15 protein-coding genes and 1 pseudogene are annotated in these 15,622 nt (G+C 71.7%); 11 read left to right on the forward strand and 5 right to left on the reverse strand.

The window, feature by feature from the left end; all coding sequences use genetic code 11:
- Positions 1–15: 15 nt before the first annotated feature.
- The 4 genes from ACO1BR_RS04680 (at position 16) to ACO1BR_RS04695 (ending at position 1,447) form a co-directional block, all read left to right on the forward strand.
- Positions 16–345 (forward strand): hypothetical protein, encoded by a 330-nt coding sequence (locus ACO1BR_RS04680; protein ID WP_426793740.1) that lies wholly within the window; start codon positions 16–18, stop codon positions 343–345.
- 121 nt (positions 346–466) lie between these two features.
- The gene (locus tag ACO1BR_RS04685; protein ID WP_026169602.1) at positions 467–820 is read left to right on the forward strand and encodes a WhiB family transcriptional regulator; all 354 of its coding nucleotides are present in this window, start codon (positions 467–469) and stop codon (positions 818–820) included.
- The gene (locus ACO1BR_RS04690) at positions 817–1,134 is read left to right on the forward strand and encodes a hypothetical protein (protein WP_159508158.1); all 318 of its coding nucleotides are present in this window, start codon (positions 817–819) and stop codon (positions 1,132–1,134) included. Before ACO1BR_RS04685 ends, ACO1BR_RS04690 begins: the two co-directional genes overlap by 4 nt.
- A 112-nt stretch (positions 1,135–1,246) precedes the next feature.
- The gene (locus ACO1BR_RS04695) at positions 1,247–1,447 is read left to right on the forward strand and encodes a hypothetical protein (protein WP_159508157.1); all 201 of its coding nucleotides are present in this window, start codon (positions 1,247–1,249) and stop codon (positions 1,445–1,447) included.
- Positions 1,448–1,450: 3 nt separating this feature from the next.
- Here ACO1BR_RS04695 and ACO1BR_RS04700 read toward each other — a convergent pair whose 3' ends face one another.
- The gene (locus ACO1BR_RS04700) at positions 1,451–2,902 is read right to left on the reverse strand and encodes an ABC1 kinase family protein (RefSeq protein WP_426793741.1); all 1,452 of its coding nucleotides are present in this window, start codon (positions 2,900–2,902) and stop codon (positions 1,451–1,453) included.
- Positions 2,903–2,936: 34 nt separating this feature from the next.
- A complete protein-coding gene (locus ACO1BR_RS04705) occupies positions 2,937–4,073 on the reverse strand; it encodes a TOMM precursor leader peptide-binding protein (protein ID WP_426793995.1) in 1,137 nt (378 codons plus the stop codon).
- A gap of 189 nt (positions 4,074–4,262) precedes the next feature.
- On the opposite strand from ACO1BR_RS04705, the gene ACO1BR_RS04710 reads away from it, so the two are divergent.
- Together ACO1BR_RS04710 and ACO1BR_RS04715 are read left to right on the forward strand one after the other, a co-directional pair.
- Positions 4,263–4,889 (forward strand): M48 metallopeptidase family protein, encoded by a 627-nt coding sequence (locus ACO1BR_RS04710; protein ID WP_201305069.1) that lies wholly within the window; start codon positions 4,263–4,265, stop codon positions 4,887–4,889.
- A gap of 105 nt (positions 4,890–4,994) precedes the next feature.
- Positions 4,995–6,140: pseudogene (locus ACO1BR_RS04715) on the forward strand (TerD family protein); the annotation flags it as partial.
- A 182-nt stretch (positions 6,141–6,322) separates the two neighbouring features.
- On the opposite strand, the gene ACO1BR_RS04720 reads toward ACO1BR_RS04715, so the two are convergent.
- Positions 6,323–6,865, reverse strand: a complete 543-nt coding sequence (locus ACO1BR_RS04720) for an NUDIX domain-containing protein (RefSeq protein ID WP_426793742.1) — start codon at positions 6,863–6,865, stop codon at positions 6,323–6,325.
- Complete coding sequence (locus ACO1BR_RS04725; protein ID WP_426793743.1) at positions 6,862–8,346, reverse strand: zinc-dependent metalloprotease; 1,485 nt, start codon at positions 8,344–8,346, stop codon at positions 6,862–6,864. Before ACO1BR_RS04725 ends, ACO1BR_RS04720 begins: the two co-directional genes overlap by 4 nt.
- Positions 8,347–8,537: 191 nt before the next feature.
- On the opposite strand from ACO1BR_RS04725, the gene ACO1BR_RS04730 reads away from it, so the two are divergent.
- The 4 genes from ACO1BR_RS04730 (at position 8,538) to ACO1BR_RS04745 (ending at position 11,980) form a co-directional block, all read left to right on the forward strand.
- Positions 8,538–9,689: an SDR family oxidoreductase gene (locus tag ACO1BR_RS04730; RefSeq protein ID WP_426793744.1), complete on the forward strand. Its 1,152-nt coding sequence runs from the start codon at positions 8,538–8,540 to the stop codon at positions 9,687–9,689.
- A gap of 104 nt (positions 9,690–9,793) precedes the next feature.
- Positions 9,794–10,273, forward strand: a complete 480-nt coding sequence (locus ACO1BR_RS04735; RefSeq protein WP_426793745.1) for a molybdenum cofactor biosynthesis protein MoaE — start codon at positions 9,794–9,796, stop codon at positions 10,271–10,273.
- Positions 10,274–10,621: 348 nt separating this feature from the next.
- Positions 10,622–10,813, forward strand: a complete 192-nt coding sequence (locus ACO1BR_RS04740; RefSeq protein WP_426793746.1) for a hypothetical protein — start codon at positions 10,622–10,624, stop codon at positions 10,811–10,813.
- 69 nt (positions 10,814–10,882) lie between these two features.
- Positions 10,883–11,980 (forward strand): YlbL family protein, encoded by a 1,098-nt coding sequence (locus ACO1BR_RS04745; RefSeq protein WP_426793747.1) that lies wholly within the window; start codon positions 10,883–10,885, stop codon positions 11,978–11,980.
- Positions 11,981–11,995: 15 nt separating this feature from the next.
- On the opposite strand, the gene ACO1BR_RS04750 is transcribed toward ACO1BR_RS04745, so the two are convergent.
- Positions 11,996–12,550, reverse strand: a complete 555-nt coding sequence (locus ACO1BR_RS04750; RefSeq protein ID WP_159508147.1) for a PPA1309 family protein — start codon at positions 12,548–12,550, stop codon at positions 11,996–11,998.
- Between the two features lie 136 nt (positions 12,551–12,686).
- Between ACO1BR_RS04750 and ACO1BR_RS04755 the strand changes: the two genes are divergently transcribed.
- Positions 12,687–15,578: a UPF0182 family protein gene (locus ACO1BR_RS04755; protein WP_426793996.1), complete on the forward strand. Its 2,892-nt coding sequence runs from the start codon at positions 12,687–12,689 to the stop codon at positions 15,576–15,578.
- Positions 15,579–15,622 lie beyond the last annotated feature (44 nt).

Genomic DNA, 15,622 nt, shown 5'->3' on the forward strand with positions numbered 1-15,622 from the left:
GAGGAGGCGAGCCCAGTGATCAGCATTATCGAGACCAACAAAATGACCGATCTCTCGGTCGTCGCCCCCTGCGCGCTCGGCTTCTCGCTCCGTGGCACCGGTCTGTCCGGCTCCGGCCGTCTCTCCGGTACCGAGGTCGCGCGTCCCGCCGCCGTCGCTGTCCTGACGGGCAGTGAGCGCACCGCGCGACCGACCGAGGCACCTGAGGCAGCAGTAGCGAAGGCGTCGGCGAATTCCTTTGCCTTCGCGGCGGCGGCCAACGGTGCCGAATCCCGGAAGCAGTACCAGACGCAGCATGAAATGTGGGCCTACCGCGGCCTCGAACCCTGGAGAGATCCAGCCTGATCGGCGCGATCAGGTCGGCACCTTCCAGGGCCGCGGAACCCACACCGGGATCCGCGGCCCTTTTGTTTTGCCCAACGCGCCCGCCACCAGCCGGGCCGGAACAGACGAGGAACACACCACCGTGCAACTCCAGACGCACACCCCGTCCGTAGCCACCGACCTGATCCCTCCGCCCGACCCCCAGGAGAACTCCTTGCTGCCCCTCACCGAGCTCGACGACGAGATCGACCGCCTCGGCGCCGCCGTTCCGTGCCGCACCTACGACCCCGAGGTCTTCTTCGCGGAGTCCCCGGCCGACGTCGAGTACGCCAAGACGCTGTGCCAGACCTGCCCGGTCCGCGAGGCGTGTCTCGCCGGCGCCAAGGACCGTCGGGAGCCGTGGGGTGTCTGGGGCGGTGAGCTCTTCGTCCAGGGCGTCGTCGTGCCGCGGAAGCGTCCGCGTGGCCGTCCGCGCAAGAACCCGGTCGCGGCATGAACACCACCGGTACAGGAACGATCGACCGTCCCGTCACACGGGATCCCCAGAAGCAGGACCCCACGATGAACCCGACTTTCACCGACACCCCCGCCCCCGCGAACTCCGGCGCGATCGCGCCGCGCCAGAACAGGAACCTCGAAATGCAACTCATTCCAGAAGCCCTGGCGAGGGCTCATATGGACCAACGCCTCCAAGAGGCGGAGTCCGAACGCAGGGCCTACCGGCTCGCCGCCGCGCGGCGTATGCAGCGGCGTGCCGAGCGCGCGTCACTGCGGGCCCGCCGGGCGCTCGCCATGGCCGTGATGCAGTAGCCGGGCGCACCGGCACCGCCTCCTGAGGCCACCGTCCACGGGGTCCGTCCGACAGGGCGGGCCCCGTGGTGCGTTGCGTACCGGTTCATGAGGTTGACGGGGATATCGTCGGATGGTGGACCAGAAGACGCATCGACAGGCGGAGTTGGACTCCGCGCGCATGGTGTGCGCCCGCTGCGGCGCGGTTCCCGAGGGCGCACCGCCGACCTGGACCTGCTCGGTCGAGAACGGCGAGCGCCGCTACTTCTGCGACAACTGCGCCAGGGACAACATCCGCGCCATCGAGGGACGCCTGGACTCGACCTGGTGGTGAGGGTCAGGCCGGGCTCTCCTCGACGGCCGCCTCCTCCCAGTCCGCACGGTCATCGGCGCCGTCGGCGGCACCGATGACCACGCCGGGCTCCGCCGCGTCCGGACCCGCGGACTCCTCCTCGGGCACGAACCCGGGCATCCACGCCTCCAGCTCGTCGCGCAGCCGCACCGTGGCCCCCAGCTGGCACAGCACCCCGATCGTGCTCAAGGTCACCCGGTGTATCAGCAGATACGCCGGCGGCAGGTTGAGCTGCTTGCCCAACTGGTGCGCGGGAGACCGCGGATCGCCGATCCGGGCGGCCTGATTGCGCATCCAGCCCCGGGTGAAGGTGAACGCGTCCACCTGCGCCGGCTCGATGATCGGCAGCAGGTACTCCAGCACCGCGTCCGGGTCCAGCGCGATGGACTCCTTGACGAAGCCCTCCTCGCAGAGCAGGTCGTAGACCGCGTCCGCCTCGCCGTCCAGCGCCATCCGCAGCGAGCTGCCGATCGTCGGCGGCAGCCCGTCGGGGAGCCGGTCGACGGTGCCGAAGTCCAGCACGCCCAGCCGCCACTCCTCGACCGGCCCGTCCGGCGAGTCACCGGGCAGCAGCCGGAAGTTGCCCGGATGCGGGTCGGCGTGCAGCAAGCCCGTACGGGCCGGGCCGGAGAAGAGGAAGCGGGCCAGCAGCTGTCCGGCGCGGTCACGCTGTTCCTCGGTGCCGCCGGCGATCACCTCGGACAGCGGCACCCCCTCCATCCACTCCGTCACCAGCACCTGGTCGCTCTGGTGCACCACGGCCGGCACGACGACATCCGGGTCCTCGGCGAACTCCTCGGCGTGCGCCCGCTGAGCCTGCGCCTCAAGGGAGTAGTCCAGCTCCTCGGAGACCCGGTCGCGCAGTTCGGCGATCAGCGGCTTGACATCCATGCCGGGGATCAGCGGTCCCAGCAGCCGCGCGAACCGGCTCAGCTGCGCCAGATCCGACAGCAGCGCCTTGCCCGCTCCCGGGTACTGCACCTTGACGGCCACCTCGCGGCCGTCGTGCCACACCCCCCGGTGCACCTGGCCGATCGACGCGGCCGCGGCCGGCTTGTCCTCGAACTCCTCGAACAGCTCCCGCCAGTCCTCGCCGAGCCGCTCCGCCAGCACGGCGTGCACCGTGCTCGTCGGCATCGGCGGCGCCGCCTCCTGAAGCTTCGTCAGGGCCGCGCGGTAAGGACCGGCGATCTCCTCGGGCAGCGCCGACTCGAAGACGGACAGCGCCTGCCCGAACTTCATGGCGCCGCCCTTCAGCTCACCGAGCACCTTGAAGAGCTGTTCCGCGGTGCGCTGTTGCAGCTCCCGGCCGACGATCTCGGCGGATCTGCCACCGATCCGCTTGCCCAGACCCCAGGTGGCACGGCCGGCGAACCCCAGCGGCAGCGCGGCCAGCTTGGCGGTGCGGGTGACCGCCTTGCGGGGAAGATCAGACATGCGCCCCTCCAACTCACACTGTCCCCTACCGGGGTTACTCCGTCATTGTGGCGTGTCGCGCCCCAGGAACCGAGGCGTCTGCCGTCCCCTGTGCAGCGGAGGCACCGCAACCGCAGTCCGGATGCGGCGCGATCCGCACTGTCCGCACGCTCGCGCAGGGCAGCGGGAGTTCCATCCGCGCCCCCGTGCACGGTGGCGGCTCGCCGTCCAGGAACGCCATCGCCTGGACGGTGGCGAGCCCCGCAACCGCCGTCGCCAGCGCCGCGTCGCAGGCCGGCATCGACGGTGAACCGCGCCCCGAGCGCCACTGCGCGAGCAGCCGCGGCCAGGCCGGCTCCGCGTCCGTCCGCCGCAGCTCGTCGCAGCCGGCGCAGGCCGAGACACCGGGCACCACCAACGGCCCCACCACACCTGTGCCCTCGACCACGCCCGCGTAAAGATGCGGAATACCGGCGGTCAGCAGCGGCTCGGCCCGCACGGGATCGGGAGCGTACGCGCCGAGCCCGTCGCGCGGGGCGATGACCACGAGGGAGATGCCGGGCTCCCCGGACTCGGTGACCGGGCCGGCCGGCCGCGGCCGGCGGCTCCACGGGGAGGACTCCCGCACCAGCCGGCGGGCGGCCGCGTCACGCCGCTCGCCGACCTGCCCGGCCGCCGGCCCGCCCGGCACCACGTCCCACGGCTCGACCGTGCCGCCGTCGACCACGTCCACCCGACCGATGCCCGACGCCGCCAGCAGCGCCGCGATCTGGGCGCCGATCCGGCCCGCGCCCTTCACCTTGACCCGGACCGTCCGGCGCGCCCCCATCCGCCCGAGCGGCCCGCCAGCCTCCCGGTGCCGCACCGACAGCGAGGCCAGATCCGGCCGCAGCCGTGCGAAGGCCGGTCCGTCCGCCCGTACCGCCTCGGCCGCCGGACCGCCCGCGGCCGGTGCCTCCAGTAACCCGGCCGCGCCGAGCCGGTCCACCACACCCCGCGCGCGCTCGGGCGTCACGTCCAGTGACGTGCCCTCCTCGACCAGCTGCCGCATCGTGCGCGTGCCGTCGATCAGCTCGATGAAGCTGCCCGTTGCGATGTCGACCGGGCCGACCACCACCGCATGGGCCGGTGCCACGCCGAACCGCACCGTCTCCCGGTCCCGCCAGCCGCGCCGCAGCGCGGGCTTGAGCATCGGATACATCTCGTCCGCCCCCGTCGTTCGTCGTCCGGCTCCCAGCATGCGCCAGGCGCGAGACCGGCGCGGAAGTTATCCACAGGAAGCGGGTATTAGTCATACAAGCCGTGCGCGCCGGGGGCGTTCAGGTGGCGAACCGTTCGTGGGGCGGGACTTCCCGCAGTGCCAGCGGGTAACGTCGGGCGCGTGCCCGCCGATCCTTCCCCCCGCGGTTCCGGGGAGACACCCCTGCGCCGCGCCGCAGATCCACCGCGCCGGGCTGAACCGAGCCCGAAGGCCCGCGGGTCGGGGACCAGCGCGGTCGAGGTGCGCCGCAGTTCCCGGCGGCGCCGGACGGTCTCCGCGTACCGCGAGGGCGACCGCACGGTGGTGCTGATCCCGGCCCGGATGTCGGAGGCCGAGGAGCAGCGCTGGGTCGGTGTGATGCTGGACAAGCTCGCCGCCCAGGAGAGCAAGCGGATACTGGGCGACGGCGAGCTGGCCGAGCGGGCCGAGCGGCTCTCCGGTCAGTTCCTGGACGGGCGAGCCCGCCCCGCGTCGGTGCGCTGGGTCACCAACCAGAACACCCGCTGGGGGTCGTGCACCCCGGCCGAGGGCAGCATCCGCCTCTCCCACCGCCTCCAGGGCATGCCGGAGTACGTCATCGACTACGTGCTTCTGCATGAACTCGCGCATCTGCTCGTCCCCGGCCACGGCCCGGAATTCTGGCGCCTGTTGGAGTCCTATCCGCGCACGGAGCGGGCCCGCGGCTATCTCGAAGGCGTGGTGGCCGCCGACCGGCTGCCCCATCTGCCCGCCGCCCGTCGCCGGTGACCGCCGTCCCGCCCCGCCGAGCCCCGGCATCACTCGCTGTCAGCGTCAGCGGTTAGCCTGGCACGGGTAGGGACTCAACGCGGGAGCGGGGGAGGGGCGTTACGCATGGCCAGGGAATTCCAGCGCGGCCACAAGGCCAGGATCGGCGATCTGACGGCCGGGCGGGATCTGTATGTGGGGGTGCAGATCGCCGGACCGGGCCTGACCCTCGACATCAGCTGCTTCGGCCTGGACGCCGACGAGCGGCTCTCCGACGACCGCTACTTCGTCTTCTACAACCAGCCCAGGTCGCCCGAGGAGTCGATTCAGCTGCTCGGCGCGCAGGCCGGCGACACCGAATCCTTCCGCGTCACCCTGGACACCATCCCGCCGCACATCCGGAAGCTGACCTTCACCGCCACGCTCGACGGCGCGGGCCAGATGTCGCAAATCGGGCCCGGCTACCTCCGGATCGTGGCCGGCGGCGAAGAGGTGGCCCGGTATCCCTTCACCGGCAGCGAGTTCAGCACCGAGCGCGCCGTGATGCTCGGCGACGTCTACCTGAAGGACGTCTGGCGGTTCGCCGCGGTCGGCCAGGGTTTCGACGGCGGCCTGGAGGCGCTGCTGAAGAACTTCGGTGGTGAGGTCGTGGAGGAGGAGGCGGCCGAAGCGGCGCCGGCGCCTCCGGTGACCGCACAGGGCGTGCCGGGCTTCGCGCCGCCGGCGGACCCGGGGCCCGCCCCGTCGGCCGCGCCGCCCGCGTCCGCAGCGCCCGCGCCGGCGGCGCCTGACCCCCGTGAGCCCGCACCGTACCTCCCGCAGCAGGCCCCTCCGCAGTATCCGCAGCCGTCCGCCGCGCAGATCCACAGCGCGCCGACGGTCGTCGCGCCGCTGGTCCCGCCCGGTGCGTCGGTGCCGCCCCGGGGTGTGCAGGGGCCGCCCCCGCCTCCTCCGCCGCCTCCGGCCGCCGGTGTGCAGGGGCCGCCTCCGCCGCCCCCGCCGCCTGCGCACGGTCAGGCGGCCGGTGGATTCCCGGGCACCCGGCAGCCTCCACCGCTGCCTCCGTACGGTCAGCAGCCTCCGCCGCCGCCCGGCGGTTACGGCGCGCCCCAGGGACAGGCCGTGCCTCCTCCGCCGCCGCCCGGTGCCTACGGGCAGCCGAGCCAGCAGGCTCCGGGGGCCCCGACCGCGCCGTATCCGGGGCAGGGCGTGCCCGCCCCCGGGGACGGCGGTACCGGACCGTGGCAGCGGCCCGGAGAGGAACCGTACGGCCCTGACGCCGCAGGGCCGGCCCGTGGAGAACAGCAGGGCGACCCGCGCCGGGGCCGCTGATCGGTGCGGAGCCGGTCGGCCGGTCGCCGGCCCGGCGCACCCGTGCGTCCGGCGCCCGCCCCGGTCAGGGCGGACGCCGGATGTGATGGGGCGTCAGAAGACCCGAAAGGCCCGGGGAGCCGTCAGGGCGCTGCGGGCAGCAGTGCCCTGGTGCTCTCCACGAGGCGCACCACCGAGGCGTCCGCGACGCCGGGCACCTCGTCATAGCGGAACCAGCGCAGGTCCAGCGACTCGTCGCTGATCGCCGCCACCGCGTCCGCGGGGGCCAGCGCGGCGTACTGGACGTCCAAGTGCTCGGCGCACGGCGTCCGATGACGGTCCAGCCGCACCGGCGTACCGCCCAGCAGGGTCAGCCCCGAGGCGATCCCGGACTCCTCGCGCGCCTCCCGGAGCGCCGCGGCGGCCAGCGAGGCGTCCTCCGGTTCGCAGTGGCCGCCCATCTGGAGCCACATCTCCAGCTTGCGGTGCAGGGTCAGCAGCACCCGGCCGCCCGCCGGGTCGATCACCAGCGCGCTGGCCGTGATGTGCCCGTCCTTGCAGGGCTTCCACATACCGTCCTGGTGGGCGGCGAGATGGTCCAGATAGGCCAGCCGCAGTCGCTCCTGGTCGGCCGACGGCGCGGGCCACTCCTTGAGCACCCGCGCCGCGTCCTCACGCAGACTCACTTGGCGCCGTCACCCTTGCCGTCCTCGGGGGCCTGCGGACCGTCGTCACCCGTGCCGTCCTCGGCGGGCTTGGACAGATCGGGCTTGGACGGACGGAGCTTGCCGTTGCTCGCGGCCTCGCCCAGCATCTTGTCGAGCTCGGAGAAGTCCAGCTGCTCGTGGTGCACGAACCCGTCCGGGTCGTCCAGATCCGCCGCCGTCGGCAGCATGTCCGGGTGCTCCCACAGACCGTCCCGGCCCTCCAGGCCGCGCGCGTCGGTCAGGGAGGCCCACAGCCGCGAGGCGTCCCGCAGGCGCCGCGGGCGCAGCTGGAGGCCGATCAGGGTGGAGAACGTCTGCTCGGCCGGGCCGCCGCTCGCCCGGCGCCGCCGCAGCGTCTCGCGGAGCTTGTCCGCCGACGGCAGATGCGGCTTGGCGGCGGCGTGCACCACCGCGTCCACCCAGCCCTCGACGAGCGCCAAAGCGGTCTCCAGACGAGCCAGCGCGGCCTTCTGCTCAGGGGTGTCCTCGGGCTGGAACATGCCCTGCTGGAGGGCGTTCTGCAGCTCCTCGGGGTGCTGCGGGTCGATCTGGCCGACCACGTCCTCCAGCTTGGTCGTATCGACCTTGATGCCGCGCGCATAGCCCTCGACGGCACCGAACAGATGCGAGCGCAGCCACGGCACATGTGCGAAGAGCCGCTGGTGGGCCGCCTCACGCAGCGCCAGATACAGCCGCACCTCCTCCTCCGGGACGCCCAGGCCGGCACCGAACGCCGCCACGTTCCCGGGAAGCAGCGCGGCCTTGCCGGCCGGCCCCAGGGGCAGCCCGATGTCCGTCGAACCGACGACCTCGGAGGCCAGGACGCCCAGCGCCTGGCCGATCTGGGTGCCGAACATCGCGCCCCCCATGGAGCGCATCATCCCGAGCAGCGGGCCCGCCATGGCCTGCATCTCCCCGGGAAGCACATCGCCCATCGCCGACCCGACGCGCTCGGCGAGCGGATTGACCAGGTCCTTCCACACCGGGAGGGTCTCCTCGACCCACTCGGCGCGGCTCCAGGCCACCACCGAGCCGGAGCCCGACGGCAGCGACGTCACCCCGTCCAGCCACAGGTCCGCGAGGCGCACGGCCTCTTCGACGGCGGTCCGCTCACCCGGCGACAGGCTGGCGTCCTTGCTGCCGTCCTCGGCGCCCTGCGCGACGGTCTGCCGGGCGATGTCCTTGGCCATGTCCCAGTTCACCGGGCCGCCCTCGTAGGAGAGCATCTGGCCGAGCCGCTGGAACGCGGCTCCCAGATCGCCGGGGCTCATCTCGCCGCCGGGTCCCCCCATGCCGCCGAAGAGCGCCGCGAACGGATTGTCCGCGCCGCCGCTCCCGCCGCCGAACCCGAAGGGGTCTGCGGGGCCCTGGCTACCTCCCTGGCCGCCCTTCTTCTTGCCGTTGTCGCCGTCCTCCGGCTCCTCCGGCGGAAGGCCGAATCCAAATGGGGTGTCACTCACGGGTTTCCTCGGCTCGTAGGGCCGCCGACCCCATCGGCCGACGGCGGCTGCCCGACATCACCTCCAGCGTAGACACCCGGACCGCATCGGGGCTCGGTGCTTCGCTGTCCCGGTGGCTGCGGCAGGATGGAGCCACCTGGTGCGGACGCGTCCGACGCGCCCGTACTGAAGACAACCGCTGGAGACGCCCGGTGAGTTCCCCAGATCCGACCGTTCGCGCAGCGCGAAACGCTGCGGCCCAGACCGAAAAGGCGGACCACGCCCCAGGCGATGCCGCCGGCCGGCCGCTGCGCCGCCCCGTCGTCGCCGTCACCGGCGCCGCCTCCGGGGTCGGCGCGCTGCTCACCCGTGCCCTGGTCGCCTCCGACGAGGTCAGGAAGGTGGTGGCCATCGACGAGCGCCATGGAGACGTCGCCGAGGCCCACTGGCACGTCCTGGACGTCCGCGACCCCGCCATCGCCGACAAACTCCGCGGAACCGACGTCGTGGTCCACCTCGCGCTCGACCTCGACCTGGAGACCGACGACGCGGCGCGCACCGCCTACAACGTGCGCGGCACCCAGACGGTGCTGACCGCCGCCGCGGCGGCCGGCGTCCACCGGGTCGTGCTGTGCACCTCCGCCATGGTCTACGGGGCGCTGCCCGACAACGATGTTCCGCTCGCCGAGGACGCCGAGCTGCGCGCCACCGCCGACGCCACCGGTGTCGGCGACCTCCTGGAGATCGAGCACCTGGCGCACCGCGCGCCCCGCGCCCACCCCGGCCTGAACGTCACCGTGCTGCGCCCCGCCGTCCTGGTGGGCGGCACCGACACCGCGCTGACCCGCTACTTCGAGTCGCCGCGCCTCCTGGTTGTCGCCGGGTCCCGCCCCGCCTGGCAGTTCTGCCACGTGGAAGACCTGGTCAGCGCCCTGGAGTACGCGGCCCTGCAGAAGGTCGAGGGCGAACTGGCGGTGGGCTGCGACGGCTGGCTGGAACAGGAGGAAGTAGAGGAGCTCTCCGGCATCCGCCGCATGGAGCTGCCCTCCTCGGTGGCGCTGGGCGCCGCCGCCCGGCTGCACCGCATCGGCCTGACCCCGTCCCCCGCCGGGGACCTCGCGTACACGATGCACCCCTGGGTGGTCAGCGGCAGCCGGCTGCACGACGCGGGCTGGCGTCCGAAGTGGACGAACGAGGAGGTGCTCGCCGAACTCCTCGAAGAGGTCGCCGGCCGGCACACCGTCGCGGGCCGCCGGCTCGGCCGCAAGGACGCCACCGCCGCGGGTGCCGCCGGTGCCACCGTCGCCCTCCTGGGCACCGCGGCACTGGTCCGCCGCGCCCGCAAGGCCCGCCGCCGCATCTGACCGCCGCCCGGGCCGCCGGGCTGTACGAGCCTCCATACGGGAGGCCGGACGCCCGGTGGAAACGGCCATTCCCCGGCGCGCTCCCGGTACGGCACGATGGGGGTATGTCTGGCACGCACTCCCGCACCGCCCCCGGCCGCGGCCACCCCGGCGAGCGGGCCGCCGAGGACCCGATCCGGCTCCTGGCGATCCGCGACACCCCGTTGTCCGTGGACGAGGTCTTCGCGGCCGTCGGGGACGCGGCGGCCGGCGGTACGGCCCTGTTCGTCGGCACCGTCCGCTCGCACGACGGCGGCGCCGACGTCGACGGGCTCGGCTACTCCGCGCACCCGACCGCGGAGGAGGAGATGCGCCGCATCGCCGAGAAGGTCGTCGCCGACTACCCGGTCCGCGCGCTCGCCGCCGTGCACCGCGTGGGCGACCTGGCGATCGGCGATCTGGCCGTGGTCGTCGCGGTCTCCTGCCCGCACCGGGGCGAGGCGTTCGACGCGTGCCGCAAGCTGATCGACGACCTCAAGCACGAGGTCCCCATCTGGAAGCACCAGACCTTCTCCGACGGCACCGAAGAGTGGGTCGGCGCGTAGCGCCGTTTTCTGGGGGTGGAGGTCGGGTGACCGAGGAGTGGGTCGGCGCGTAGCGCTGTCTTCTGGGGGTGGAGGTCGGGTGACCGAGGAGTGGGTCGGCGCGTAGCGCTGTCTTCTGGGGGTGGAGGTCGGGTGACGGGAGGGCGGGTCGGCGCGTAGCGCTGCCTTCCGGGTAACCCGGGATCCTCTGTGGCGGGTAACCCGGGATCCTCCCTGGCCAGGGCCGTGGCGGTGGCTGTGTGTGCCGTTCCGGTTGCGTAACCGGCTCCCTGGCATGAGCGTTGACCTGTCGGCTGGTTAATCCGCTTATTCGTCGATCACGGTTGCGCGAGGTGTCGGGAGGTCGCCATGGGAGCGCTGCTCTGGCTGCTGATTCCGGTTCTGGCCGGTCTGGCCGCTGCGCTGTGGAGCAGCTGGGCCCTGCGCAACCGCAGGACCGGGGACGTCGCGGAGCTGGCCGGCTATGCACGGTTCCGTGCCGCGATGGAGAGACAGGAGCCCGCTCCCACCGTTCCCGACCCGGTCACGGACCCGGTCTGAGGCTCCCGTCCGTCCTCGTACGGACGGCCCCGCGGGCCGGTTGTCATACCCGTCCCGTACTGTCGTTCCATGCCACGCCGCACCGCGACGCTGCTCGCCTCGACCCTGATGCTGATCGCGCTGCTCTGCGCCGGCGTGCTGATTCCCGTGCCGTACGCGGCAATGTCACCGGGCCCGACGGTCAACACTCTCGGGGATCACGCGGGCAAGCCCGTGCTCCAGATCTCCGGCCGCACGACGTATCCGACGAGCGGCCACCTGAACATGACCACGGTCCAGGTCACCGGCCCCGACTACCGCATGAACCTCTTCGAGGCGGTCTACGGCTGGCTGGACCCCGACCGGGCCGTGGTGCCGCACAAGACGCTCTACCCGGAAGGGCAGACCGCCCAGCAGGCCGACCAGCAGAACGCCGAGGAGTTCACCCAGTCCCAGGAGAGCGCCAAGGTCGCCGCGCTCAAGCAGTTGAACATCCCGGTCGCCACCCAGACCGTCGTCGGGGCCGTCGTCAAGGACAAGCCGGCCGACGGGAAGTTGCACGCCGGCGATGTGATCAAGGCGGTGGACGGCAAGGCGGTCACGCAGGCCGGCGACGTCGCCAAGTTCGTCACCCGACACAAGCCGGGCGAAAAGGTGGTCTTCACGGTCATTCCGGCCAAGGAGGCCGCCGTGGCGGAGCAGCAGGGCAAGCGGCCCGAGGGCCCCGGCGCGGACATCGCGCTCACGACCGCGGCGGACGGCGGCCGTGCCGTGGTGGGCATCCAGGCCCAGGCGGACCACATCTTCCCGTTCCACATCGACGTGAAGCTCGCCGACGTCGGCGGCCCGAGCGCCGGGCTGATGTTCGCGCTCGGCATCGTGGACAAGCTCACGCCCGGCGGCAACCTGACCGGCGGCAAGTTCGTGGCCGGTACGGGCACGATCGACGACCAGGGCAACGTCGGCCCGATCGGCGGCATTTCGATGAAGACGATCGGCGCGCGGGACAAGGGCGCGGAGTTCTTCCTGACGCCCAAGGAGAACTGCGCCGCCGCCGCCAAGGACACCCCGAGCGGCCTCCGGCTCGTCAAGGTCGGCACCATAGGTGACGCGGTGAAGGCGCTGGAGAAGATCCGTACGAACGACACGGCGGGCCTGCCGAGCTGCAGCCCGGCAGGCCGCTCGTAGGTCAGACCGGCGCGCTCACGCCTCGAAGGTCGCGGCCAGCGCGTCCGCGAGGCCGGGGACGAGGGCCGAGCCGGTGAGCACCTCGGAGGTGGAGTCCTTCTCGCGCAGCCGCAGCGCGGATTCCCGCGATCCGTCCCGCAGGACGGCCACCGTCATCCGGACCTCCTGGCGGTCGGGGTGCTTGGCGACCCACTTGGCGAGCTGGGCCTCGTCCATGCCCGCCGGCTGGGACTCCTCGGCGGACGGCGGCAGCATCAGCCGCTCCACGGTCAGCGCGCAGCCGGCGACGGCGTCGGGCCAGGCGATGGTGGCGAGGAACTCGTCCAGCGGGGCGTCGGCCGGAATCTCGTCCTGCTCCACGGGGGTCAGGGACGCGCTGGTGGCGTCGTCGATGCCCAGCTGGGCGGCGAGCGAGGGCTCCTGTTCCCGCAGCTTGGCGGTGTCAACGAGGGCGAACAGGCGGGCGGGCTGGTCCCAGCCGAGCCCGGCGGCGTACTCGTCGATTTCGAGCACCGCGCGGGTCAGTGGGTCGGCGGCGAGGGGGGTGCCGTCAACGGGGAGGTTCGTCATGCCCCACATCGTGCCTTGTGGACCCCGGAAATCGGGAACCGAGTAAAGCCGTCGTAAGTTGCATCACTGGGTCCTAGTATCGCCGGGCCTGTTCACCACCCCACCGAACTTCGAGGTGCGCACCTTGGCTTTCCAGATGCCGGACCGCGGCGGAGGCCCGACAGGGCCACGGATCAGAGTCGGCCGACCGTCGCGGCGGTTCCGGACCCTGCTCATGACGTTGGGCGTACTGGCCGTATTGGCCATGCTCTTCGTGATGTTCTCGGGCTTCTGGACGGACTGGCTCTGGTACCGCTCCGTCAAGTTCTCCTCGGTCTTCACCACCACCCTGCTGACCAAGATCGGCCTGTTCTTCGCCTTCGGCGTCGTGATGGCGGTGTGCGTCGGCGTCAACATCTGGCTGGCGCACCGGCTGCGGCCGCCGCTCAGCGCGATGTCGATGGAGCAGCAGAGCCTGGACCGCTACCGGATGGGCATCGCCCCGTTCAAGAAGTGGGCGCTGCTCGCGGTGACGTCCGTGATCGGGCTGATCGCCGGGGCCTCCGCCTCCGGTGAGTGGCGTACGTGGCTCCAGTGGGTCAACGGCGTCCCGTTCGGCACGACGGACCCGCAGTTCGGCAAGGACGTCTCGTTCTACGCCTTCGATCTGCCCTGGTACCGCTTCCTGTTGAGCTTCGGCTTCGCCTGCGCGGTGCTGTGCCTGGTGGCCGCCGCGCTGACGCACTACCTCTACGGCGGGCTGCGGCTGACCAGCCCCGGCTCCCGGGCGACCGCCGCCGCCACCGGTCATCTCTCGGTGCTGCTGGGCATCTTCGTCTCCCTGAAGGCGGTCGCGTACTGGCTCGACCGGTACGGCCTCGCGGTCAAGTCCAGCGGCCTGAAGTCGGCGGACAACTGGACCGGGCTGCGCTATGTCGACGCCAACGCCTATCTCCCGGCGAAGACCATCCTGTTCTTCATCGCGGCGATCTGCGCGCTCCTGTTCTTCGCCACCCTCTGGCGGCGCACGTGGCAGCTGCCGGTGATCGGCTTCGGCCTGATGGTGCTCTCCGCGGTCCTCATCGGTGGCCTGTATCCGGCCATCGTCCAGAAGTTCCAGGTCCAGCCGAACGAGCAGGCCAAGGAAGCGCCGTACATCAAGCAGAACATCAAGGCGACCCGGGACGCGTACGGCATCCAGGACTCCGAGGTCACGCCCTACAAGGGCAACTACAAGCCCGCCGGCAAGGACGACAGCCAGCGGCTGCGGGACGACGCCGACACCACGGCCAGCATGCGGCTGCTCGACCCGAACGTGGTCTCGCCGGCCTTCCAGCAACAGCAGCAGGTGCGGTCCTACTACCAGTTCCCGTCCACCCTGGACGTCGACCGGTACAAGGACAAGGACGGCAAGGAGCAGGACACCGTCATCGGCCTGCGCGAGCTGAACCTCGCCGGCATCCCCGAGCGCAACTGGATCAACGACCACTTCAAGTACACCCACGGCTACGGCGCGGTCACGGCCAAGGGGACGGAGACCGCCGACGGCGGCGGCCCCGACTACACCGAGGCGAACCTGCCGTCCAGGGGGCAGCTCCCCCCGTACGAGCAGCGTGTCTACTACGGCGAGAAGACCACCCAGTACTCCATCGTGGGCGGGCCCCAGAAGGAGCTCGACTACTCCGACGACAGTGGCGAGAAGAGCTACCGCTACCAGGGCAGGAGCGGGGTCAGCCTGTCCAACCCGATCAACCGGGCCGCGTACGCGGTGGCGTTCGGGGAGCCGCAGATCCTGTACTCCGGTGCGATCGGCGACGGTTCGCGGATCCTGTACAACCGCACGCCCAAGGAGCGCGTCGAGTCCGTCGCGCCCTGGCTGACCATCGACGGTGACGCCTACCCGGCGGTGATCGACGGCCGGATCCAGTGGATCGTGGACGCCTACACCACCAGCAACGGCTACCCGTACGCCTCGCGCACCACCCTCGGGGACAGCACCGCAGACTCGCTCACCAACGGCCAGCGGGCGGTGGTGGCCCAGCAGAACCAGGTCAACTACATCCGCAACTCGGTCAAGGCGACGGTCGACGCGTACGACGGCTCGGTCAAGCTCTACCAGTGGGACACCGAGGACCCGGTCCTCAAGACCTGGATGAAGGCGTTCCCCGGCACGGTGGAGAAGAAGAGCGCCATCAGCCCCGCGCTGAAGGAGCACCTGCGCTACCCGCAGGACCTCTTCAAGGTGCAGCGCCAGCTGCTGACCACGTACCACGTGACCGACCCGGGGACCTTCTACACCGGCTCGGAGCGCTGGCAGATCCCCAGTGACCCGACCACCAAGTCCGGCAACGCGGTTCCGCCGTACTACCTGAGCATGAAGATGCCCGACCAGAAGGAACAGGCGTTCTCGCTGACGACGACCTTCACGCCCAACAAGAAGGACAACCTCGGTGCCTTCATGGCGGTCGACGCCAATGCGACGAGCGGCGACTACGGCAGGATCAGACTGCTGAAGCTGCCCGCGCAGACACCGGTGCCCGGCCCGCAGCTGGCGCAGTCGAAGTTCAACTCCGATCCGACGATCGCCAACGAGCTCAACATCCTGAAGAAATTCGGCGACTCGGAGATCGAGTACGGCAATCTGCTGACCGTCCCCCTGGACGGCGGGCTGCTCTACGTCGAACCGGTCTATCTGCGCGGCGCCAACACCAACTACCCACTCCTGAAGAAGGTGTTGGTCAGCTACGGCGACAGCAAGCCCGTCCTGGAGAACTCGCTCAAGGACGCGCTGGACGTGGTCTTCGGCAAGAAGGCGCCGAGCACCGGCACGGAGAATCCGCCCGGCGGCGGTGAGACCGGCCAGCAGCCGCCGCCATCCGGCCAGACCGTGCAGCAGGCACTCGGCGACGCCGAGAAGGCGTACGACGAGGGCGAGAAGGCGCGCGTCGCGGGCGACTGGGCAGCGTACGGCGAGGCCCAGAAGAAGCTCAAGGCCGCGCTGGACCGGGCCGCCAAGGCGTCCGAGAAGGGCGGCAAGTCGGGCGGCTGAGCCGCTGCGGCGGTATGCGGGCCCGGGGGGGGGGGGGGGGGGGG

The sequence above is a fragment of the Streptomyces sp. YGL11-2 genome, assembly GCF_050054615.1.
Lineage (GTDB): Bacteria > Actinomycetota > Actinomycetes > Streptomycetales > Streptomycetaceae > Streptomyces.